The organism is Testudinibacter sp. 'clade 2' (genome assembly GCF_006227735.1).
Classification (GTDB): domain Bacteria; phylum Pseudomonadota; class Gammaproteobacteria; order Enterobacterales; family Pasteurellaceae; genus Chelonobacter.
Window position 1 is genome coordinate 1 of the sequence record NZ_VDHB01000139.1, and the last position, 8,633, is coordinate 8,633.

The 8,633-nt window shown below is 43.5% G+C and carries 9 protein-coding genes; 4 read left to right on the plus strand and 5 right to left on the minus strand.

From position 1 onward, the window contains the following. Positions 1-54 precede the first annotated feature (54 nt). Genes FHQ30_RS10590 through FHQ30_RS10605 form a run of 4 tightly spaced genes read left to right on the plus strand, consistent with a single transcriptional unit; the run spans position 55 to position 3,399 of the window. Positions 55-783, plus strand: a complete 729-nt coding sequence (locus FHQ30_RS10590) for a helix-turn-helix transcriptional regulator (RefSeq protein ID WP_139611572.1) — start codon at positions 55-57, stop codon at positions 781-783. 10 nt (positions 784-793) lie between these two features. After that, positions 794-1,750, plus strand: a complete 957-nt coding sequence (locus FHQ30_RS10595) for a sugar phosphate isomerase/epimerase family protein (RefSeq protein ID WP_139611571.1) — start codon at positions 794-796, stop codon at positions 1,748-1,750. A gap of 9 nt (positions 1,751-1,759) precedes the next feature. Then, complete coding sequence (locus FHQ30_RS10600; protein ID WP_139611570.1) at positions 1,760-2,146, plus strand: RidA family protein; 387 nt, start codon at positions 1,760-1,762, stop codon at positions 2,144-2,146. A 2-nt stretch (positions 2,147-2,148) separates the two neighbouring features. Then, complete coding sequence (locus FHQ30_RS10605; RefSeq protein WP_139611569.1) at positions 2,149-3,399, plus strand: MFS transporter; 1,251 nt, start codon at positions 2,149-2,151, stop codon at positions 3,397-3,399. 62 nt (positions 3,400-3,461) lie between these two features. On the opposite strand, the gene FHQ30_RS10610 is transcribed toward FHQ30_RS10605, so the two are convergent. The 5 genes from FHQ30_RS10610 to FHQ30_RS10630 all read right to left on the minus strand — a co-directional run bounded on the left by FHQ30_RS10610 (position 3,462) and on the right by FHQ30_RS10630 (position 8,488). Next, complete coding sequence (locus FHQ30_RS10610) at positions 3,462-4,397, minus strand: substrate-binding domain-containing protein (RefSeq protein ID WP_084256963.1); 936 nt, start codon at positions 4,395-4,397, stop codon at positions 3,462-3,464. 55 nt (positions 4,398-4,452) lie between these two features. Then, positions 4,453-5,340: a sugar phosphate isomerase/epimerase family protein gene (locus FHQ30_RS10615; RefSeq protein ID WP_139611568.1), complete on the minus strand. Its 888-nt coding sequence runs from the start codon at positions 5,338-5,340 to the stop codon at positions 4,453-4,455. Positions 5,341-5,367: 27 nt separating this feature from the next. Continuing rightward, positions 5,368-6,531 (minus strand): Gfo/Idh/MocA family protein, encoded by a 1,164-nt coding sequence (locus FHQ30_RS10620; protein ID WP_139611567.1) that lies wholly within the window; start codon positions 6,529-6,531, stop codon positions 5,368-5,370. 11 nt (positions 6,532-6,542) lie between these two features. Next, positions 6,543-7,463: a TIM barrel protein gene (locus tag FHQ30_RS10625; RefSeq protein ID WP_139611566.1), complete on the minus strand. Its 921-nt coding sequence runs from the start codon at positions 7,461-7,463 to the stop codon at positions 6,543-6,545. A 164-nt stretch (positions 7,464-7,627) separates the two neighbouring features. After that, positions 7,628-8,488: an AraC family transcriptional regulator gene (locus tag FHQ30_RS10630; protein ID WP_139611565.1), complete on the minus strand. Its 861-nt coding sequence runs from the start codon at positions 8,486-8,488 to the stop codon at positions 7,628-7,630. Positions 8,489-8,633 lie beyond the last annotated feature (145 nt).

Below are 8,633 nucleotides of genomic sequence, written 5' to 3' on the forward strand. Positions count from 1 at the left end.
ATCAACTTTAATTGATTTTATGATTTTTTAATAAAAAATATTTGAGTGAATAACATGGTAAAACTAAATCAAACACGGGATTTTCCAACACTAACCTATCCTTTAACGCTGGTTGATAAACAGATTCTGCGCTCGCAGGAACCGGTTTTGACAATGCTAAAAAATCTATTGGGCAATGATTGCGAAGTGGTGCTGCACTCTTTAGCCGATTTGCAATGCTCGGTGATCAAGATAGTGAATTCCCATTTGACCGATAGAACGGTCGGTGCGCCTATCACCAGCACCGCCTTAAATATGCTGAAACAGATGACGGAAGAAAAAACATTTGTGACCGATGCCTATTTTACCCATGCTAAAAACGGACAAAAAATGCGCTCTATCACTCAAGCCGTATTGGGTGAAAACGATCGCATTATCGGCTTGCTCTGTGTTAATTTAAGCCTCGATACCCCATTACACGATTTTATGTCTTTTTTATTGAGTACAAATACGGCTCAAGCGCAATCGGCGGCAGCCCATGACATTAAAAACCACGAAATTAAAAACGGGGAACTGTTTGCAGAGAATATCGACGACTTATTTAATCAGACGGTTGAGAAAGTCATCAGCAGAATCAGCTATGATCCGACTATCGGTGTAAATAATAAAAATAAACTGATTATCGCCGAGCTTTACCAGCAGGGGCTGTTCGAATTGAAGGGGGCAACCAAAGCCATTGCCAATTTATTGGGCATTTCAACTCACACCGTATATTTACACTTACGCAATTGTTCCAGCACATAGGGAGTCAGCAATGAAATTCGGATTGGAAACAGAGTCTTGCCATCTTCTTTTTCAACATCGACAAATGGATGTATTCTCTTTTATTCAAAAAACATGGGAATTGGGATTGAGCGGCGTCGAATTAAATATTATTCCCGATCTGAATCTTCATCCGCAATTCGGCGTGCTAGACGGTGATCAAAGAACCTATTTGCACCGCGTAAGAGAAACGATTGAAAAGTATAATTTTTATTGCGAAATAGATACCCGATTTTGTGATACGGAAAGTTTAGCGCCAGCATTGAAAATTGCCAATGAACTGGGAGCCGATGTGGTGCGAACCTATGTCAGCAGCGGTAAGTTTAATCCGCAACGTATGGCAAAAGCCCCGACTCAACTCAAAACGATCGTACCGTTACTTAAGAAATACCGCATTAAATTAGCATTGGAAAATCACGAACACGAAACATCACAAGAAATTATCCGTATTATCGAAGCGGTAAACAGTCAATGGGTCGGCGCACATTGCGATATCGGTAATTCTATGATGGCGTGGGAAGATCCGGTTGAAGCGGTCAAAGCACTGGCGCCTTATACCTATTCCACCCATTTTAAAGATCACATCGTGATCATGCATGATGATACTCCTGTTGTATGTGGCGTACCTATCGGGCAGGGAAGCATCAACATTGATCAATGTTTTAAAATTTTACTGGAAGATTCGCCGATTACACATATCAATATCGAAAATTGCTATCCCTATTGCGCCAATTTTGCACGCCCGAAAGGTACAGGAGGTATGGATACTTTTAGCGGTGCTTTTCAAATCAAACCGCCCCCTTTTGCAGAGAGTTTAATCAAACCTTTAGATTACTATTATCCTCACAAAATTTCTTCACAAGCACTGGCAATCCTTACTCAAGCACAACTGGACGGGCTGAAAATCTCAATTGATGCCCTACATCACTTAAAACAAAAATATTGTTAAGGAAAAATAATGAAACAGACTATCCACACTGCACTTGCGCCATCGGCGATCGGACCTTATGTACAAGCCGCAAGAGTTAAGGACTGGCTATATATTTCAGGTTGCATACCGATTACAGCAGACACCAACAACATGGTTGATGGTGCTATCGAAGAACAGACCCGTCAAGCGCTAAAAAATCTGGAGGCTATTTTAGCGGCAGCCGGCGGCTGTAAAAAAGACATTGTAAAAACAACCTGCTTTTTAACAGATATTGAGCGGTTTAATTCATTTAATCGAATCTATTCGGATTACTTTGAGAATGGGTATCCTGCCCGCTCCTGCGTTGAAGTTTCACGTTTGCCTAAAGACGCACTCGTCGAAATAGAAGCAGTCGCTTATCTCGGGAGAGCGTAATTATGAACAGAACAACTGGATTATTTGCTAACAAATGGGTACAACTCGGCTTTTTGGTACTGGGTGGCGGTACGATTTATAAACTTTCTAGCATTAAAGATGTTTTCTATGTGCCGATGCAGCAAGATTGGGGGTTGAGCAATACCGAAATCGGCTTAGGTTTCACTTTTTATGCTATTGTACAGACAATCGGCTATTTTTTCTCAATGTATCTCGCCGATCGTTTTTCAAAAAAATATTTGCTGCCGGCAGGGCTGTTGGGGGTTGCTGCTTGCGGACTTTACCTATCCACGCTTCCTTCATTTACCGGCTATGTTTTTGCGTTTGCCGGACTGGCTTTTTTTGGAGAAGTCGTTTATTGGCGGGTGCTACTCAAAGCGGTACGGTTACTCGGCACAAAAGAGGAGCAAGGCAGATTATTCGGCTTTTTAGAGGCCGGACGAGGCGTTGTCGATGTGATTGTCGCTTTCGGCGCATTGGGTATCTTTGTCTTGTTTGGTGAAGGCAAAACAGGTATGCAAGCAGGTATTCTCTATTATACGCTGATGACCGCACTTGTTGGTGTTATAACCTATTTCTTAGTTGGTGACGAAGATCATATTAAAGTCACTGAAAAAGATAAATCTGCCAATGCAAAAGTTTTCAGTGGTATTCTATATGTGATTAAAGATGTTAATACTTGGCTCGCCGCGTTTGTTATTTTCTTTGTGTATTCTTCCTATACCGGTCTGACTTATTTTATCCCATTCTTAAAAGATATTTACGGTTTACCGGTCGCATTAGTCGGCGCTTACGGCATTATCAACCAATACGGTTTAAAAATGATTGGCGGGCCGCTCGGCGGTTTTTTATCGGATAAAGTATTCCACTCGCCGTTAAGATATTTGCAAACTGCATTTATCGTGGCTTTTGTCAGTATGATCCTTTTTATTCAATTACCACACGAATCGATGAGCGTTTATCTCGGCATGACGGCAACATTAGGCTTCGGTGCAATTATTTTTACGCAAAGAGCAGTCTTTTTTGCCCCGATGGAAGAGATCGGTGTACCAAGAGAATATGCCGGTTCTTCTATGGCATTAGGCTGTTTAATCGGTTATATGCCGTCAATGTTCGGCTATACGCTATACGGCTATATGCTGGATAATTATCCCGGCATTACCGGCTACAATAACGTTTTTTATATTATGTCCGCGTTCAGTTTGCTTGGATTTGGCTGTGCGACGATTTTGATCCGCCGTATGAGAAAATAGCGTTATAACTCGACACCGCACTTTTCATCTCATCATAAGTGCGGTGCCGGTTAATATATACTTTAATCTTTCAATTCCGTGATACGTTCCGCTTCTCTGACATTCTGTTTCTTAATGATCAACGGGGCAAAATCCAGCCCTTGTATCGCTTTCCCCTCACGCAAGTTACCGGCAATTTGGCTTAATGCTGTGCTGACGGCATAGCTCGGGCGTTGGTCGGCGGTCACATAAAGCCAATCATCTTGAATACGGGACAACGCTTCCGGACCGGCATCAAAACCGGTAACCGTAATGTCACCCGCTTTATAGCCCAACGCTCTCAATGCTTCAATCGCACCCATTGCCATATCGTCATTCGCGGATAGAATCACGTCCGGTTTTTGCTTCAATGTCGGCAGAACGCTTTCGATAATGCGTAACCCTTCGGAACGCAACCAATTACCGCTTTGATCGACAATGATTTTGTATTGCGTGCCATACGATTTCAGTTCATCACGAATCCCTTGTGTCCGTTCAATATTCGACGTAGAACCCGGCTGACCGGTTAATAAAATAATATTTGCCCCGTCCGGAAATTTCGCTTTTAACTCTTGTGCGATTTTTTGTCCGCCCAAATAGTTATTTGCACCGAAATGCGGAATGTTTTTCTCGCTGATCACTTTGCGATCCACCGTAGCGACAACGACTCCGGCATTGATCGCATCTTCCACTGCCGCCGCAATCGCATTCACATCATTCGGCGCGATCAAAATTGCTTTGGCACCTTTGGTGATAGAATTATCAACATCCGAGGTTTGTTTGGTTGAACTGTCTTGTCCGTCCAACACTTGCACTTTCAGCTCAAGCGCTTTACCGGCTTCGGCTGCGGCTTGGCTCATCTTTATTTGAAACGGGCTATACAGGCTGGGAGAGCTGAAGGCGACCACTTCATTTTTCGCAAACGCATTCAGTGCCAATCCGGCAGATAACAGCAAAACAAGTTGGTTGATCTTTCTCATATGAAACTCCTTAAACAGGTTTTAAGTCAATTTGATGATGCTATTGTACGATTAATCATGAGGTTAATAACTCTTTCTCCAGTCGTTCTCTGGCTTTAGGCGCCTCCACCGCCATTTTTTCCGGAAAGCCGAACATAGAAACGCAAGCAATTGATTCGCCACCGACAGCAAAAGTGCGGTCAGCAAAATTCATTTTTCTCAGGCTTTCAAAAATACCGTCGAAATCAACTTCCCCCTCTCCAAGCGGTAAGTGTTGGTGAATCGTGGAGCAGCAACCCGGCGGATTCATGATGTAACGGCAATCAATGGTATGGTTATGCGTATCGGCGAATAAAATATGTGATAAATCCGTACCGGCATATTCCAACATGGCGCGTACATCGCCTTTTCCTTTGTCGTAAAAGAAGCCGTGCGGTGCGGAATAAACATATTTAAGGTGATCGGAACGGTAAGATTTCACTATATCAACCGTTTCATTATTGAATTCGCAAAAGTCATAAGGGTGCGACTGAATCTCGCAGCGAATGCCGTATTTTTCAAACAGCGGCATTAATTCGTCCAATGAGCGGAATAACATACCGTTGCAGACTTCAGGTTGCTGCGGATCGCCGGATAATTCGGTGTTGATCACCCTTACATTCATACTGTCGGCAATTTCGATCATACGTTTCCAATTTGCAACGGCATGCCGGCGCTGCTCTTCCGTCGGGCCCGACCAGCGGTAAACCACGATAAATGATGATATTTCGACGCCGGTCCGCTGAAGTGCGGTGCGGTACTCTTGTTCGCATTCTTTGGAAAACAGCGGGTGTTTATAAAACGGATTGATTCTCGGGTGCGGCGATTGCTCAATATATTTATAGCCCCAATCCGCAACTTGGTGAACCATATCGCTGATTCCCATTTGTTTCGCCAACACATCAACATCAAATGCAATTTTCATAAGATAGCCTCTCTTTTGAGTTATAATTTATTGATACTCGACCCAAACAGCGCCCAGGTCTGCGGATTTGACACAATTTTCTACCCAACGCACGCCTTCAACGCCGGCGGAAATATCCGGATACCAAAAGTCGAACCGCCGTCTTTCGTTTTTACACACAATCGCTTCGGCAAAACGGGCATAGAGATTTGACCAGGCTTCAAACAGCCCTTCCGGATGTCCGCCGCCAATCCGATCTTCTTTCAAGGCGCTGTCATGCAGATAGCCCATGCCTCTTTCCAAAATTCTGACCGGTTCGCCCTGAATTTCTAAACGCAGCTGATTAGGCTGCTCGTCCCACCATTCGAGACTGGCTTTTTCGCCGATAATCCGGATCCGCTGTCCGTGCATCGAACCGGCATTAACGCAGCTCGACCAAACGCTGCCGACGGCTCCGGTGTCGTACTCCATTAAGGTCAACGCATTGTCTTCCAACGGGGCGCGGCTTTGTACAAAACTTTGCCGTGAGCAAAGCAAGCGTTTAATGCGTAAGTGCGGTAACAGCACTTCGGCAATAAACAACGGGTGCGTTCCCAGATCGCCCAGCACATAACTCGGACCTGCCATTTTCGGATCAACTCGCCACTTTGTACTTTCGGTATCTTTTTCAACGGCGACATTATGAAATCCGTGCGCGAATTCCATTTTTACAATCCGAATATCGCCCAAAACACCATCGGCGATAAGACGGCGTCCCTCCTCAATCACTTGATGACCGGCATAACCATAAGTGATACCGACGATTTTTTGCTGCTTTGCAGCAAGCTCTGCCAGTTCTTCCGCTTGTTTAACCGTGAAGCAAAGTGGTTTTTCACAAATAACATGCAAGTTGGCTAATAATGCTGCTTTGCAGATGTCATAATGCGTGCCGTTAGGAGTGGCGATCGAGACGGCTTCTATGCCGTCCGTCCGCTGCGCTTCTTGGTTAAACATCGTTTGGTAATCGGGATAGCAGCGATCTGCAGCAACGTGCAGTTGCTGTCCGAATGCCTTTCCTCTTGAGAAATCGAGATCGAAAGCGCCGGCTACTAATTCAAAACAAAAATCCCGTAATGCCGCCGAACGGTGTATATAACCGATTTGGCTGCCATGACCACCGCCGACCATTGCCCAGCGGATAGGTTTTGCTACACGTTTTTCTCCGTAAATCATTTTTTGCTCCTTTAAAATCCAATACGTTTCAAATAATCGCGGCTGATTTTGACATCGTCCAAACTCGAACCTGAATTTCGCGGATCCCGCTCTTGTTCTACCGTGATATAACCTTGATAATTCAGCGCTTTTAAAAGACGATAGATCTCTGGATAAGCAAGCGTGCCTTCCCCGATTCGGCACATCACACCTTTTGCACAGGCTTCAAAGAAACGGATTTTTTCATTCATCACCTTTTGATAGACGGACAAATCAATATCTTTGAAGTGTAGGTAATCAACAAACGGCCAATATTTTTTTAATGCCGCCAGCGGCTCTATTTTCGAATAGTAAAGATGACCGGTGTCTAAACATAATCCAGCTAAATCGTAAGGAATATCGCGCACCACCTTGTCGATTTCATCTGCAAACTCAATATATCCGCCGGCATGGGGGTGGATAACCGCTCTTATGCCATAGCTTTGCGCAATAGCGGCCAGATTTTTGATATGGGATATCATCTGTTGCCACTGTATCTGCGATAAGCGCGGGGCGGTATCGGGGTGACCGGCAGCATAATCGCGTTCATCATGTCCCCAGTCGATAAGCACTAAATAGGGGGTAGCAAATTTTTGATCCTGCTCAGGTGCCACTTGCGGCAGCTTGGTTATTAATTGGCAAATGTTATGCGCTTGTTGCTCCAAAGCGGCTTGATTTTCAATTGAAACCAGATCATCGAAAATAGTGCCGGCAACAATAAACAGATCATTTTTGGCGAGTTCATCGGACACTTGTTGAACATCAATCGGCAAATAGCCGTAAGGCCCTAGCTCAATGCCTTTATAACCGGCTCGAGAGGCTTCGTGTAATACCTGAGTCCAGTGCGGTAGGTAAGGATTTTTGGGATCATCCACTCCCCAACAACAAGGGGCGGTGCAAATTTTTATACTCATACTTCACTCCTTTTGGCTAAGTTGCGAGTGAAGTATATCGGCTATTTTAGTCGGGAAAGTTTAACATCTTGTTTTTTCATAGCTGCAAAACGTTAATATTATGTTAAGAACATCACGTTTTAGTGATGTCATCTTCATTATCTTGCGCAGGCGCCGAAATAAGGCTATTTTTTCCGTCCAATCCAGTAAGTGCGGTAGGCGGTAGGTGAAATTCCTGTCATTTTGGTAAAAATAGTGCTGAAATAATTGATATTGTCATAGCCGACCAACGTGGCAATTTGGGTTATGCTATAACCGGTATTGATCAATAACGATTGCGCTTCGCCTATTCTACGCCGCAGCATATATTGAATCAGTGAAAAACCGCTGCCCTGTTTAAATAAATGGGAAAGATAATAAGGGCTGACATTAAATTGTCGGGCAATCGAAGATAATGAAATATTCTCCCAATAATGGCTGTCAATATAGCGTTTAACCTGATGAACCAACATCAATTCATTATTTTTATTGGCCTGTATATTGCGACGGGGAATGTTTGAAATAATGGTGATCAGTGACGCGAGCAAATAACGGCAAGTTTCAGTCGCCGTATTGGGATTTTGTTTAATTTGTGAGTCCATAATACCTAAAATGGCATTGATATCCTCCGCATAGTCGCCCGCAGGCAGCACCGCCGGATAATCCAGCTCGAGCAAATGGTTTATTTTCTTACCTTTTATTTTTAAATTATTAATTCCGCAGCAATATACGGTCATATCGCTACCGATTTCCGCTACTTCGTCATGCAATACATCTTGGTTAAAAATTAAGATATCGCCGGCTTGGGTTTGATATTTTTCATTGCCGATTAAATGATTTCCTTTGCCTTTTACAATAAACACAATTTCCAAACGATCATTATGCTTATGTAATAGTCGAGGGAAATAGTCTTTCATCGTTTCGGTATTACATAAATAAAGCAGTTGCGGTAAACAATTATTTTCAAAAATAGAGTGTTTGTTTTCTTTAACAAAATATTGCAACATCGCTTCTTCCTCACGTTCTAGATCCGATTGACCTTAAAATAAAAAAGGCACAAAAGTGCCTTAGACTGCTGACAAAGGTTAAAATACACGATTAATATTGTAAAAGTAGGGGCCGATTATATATCGGCCCGAACCGCACTTTGCA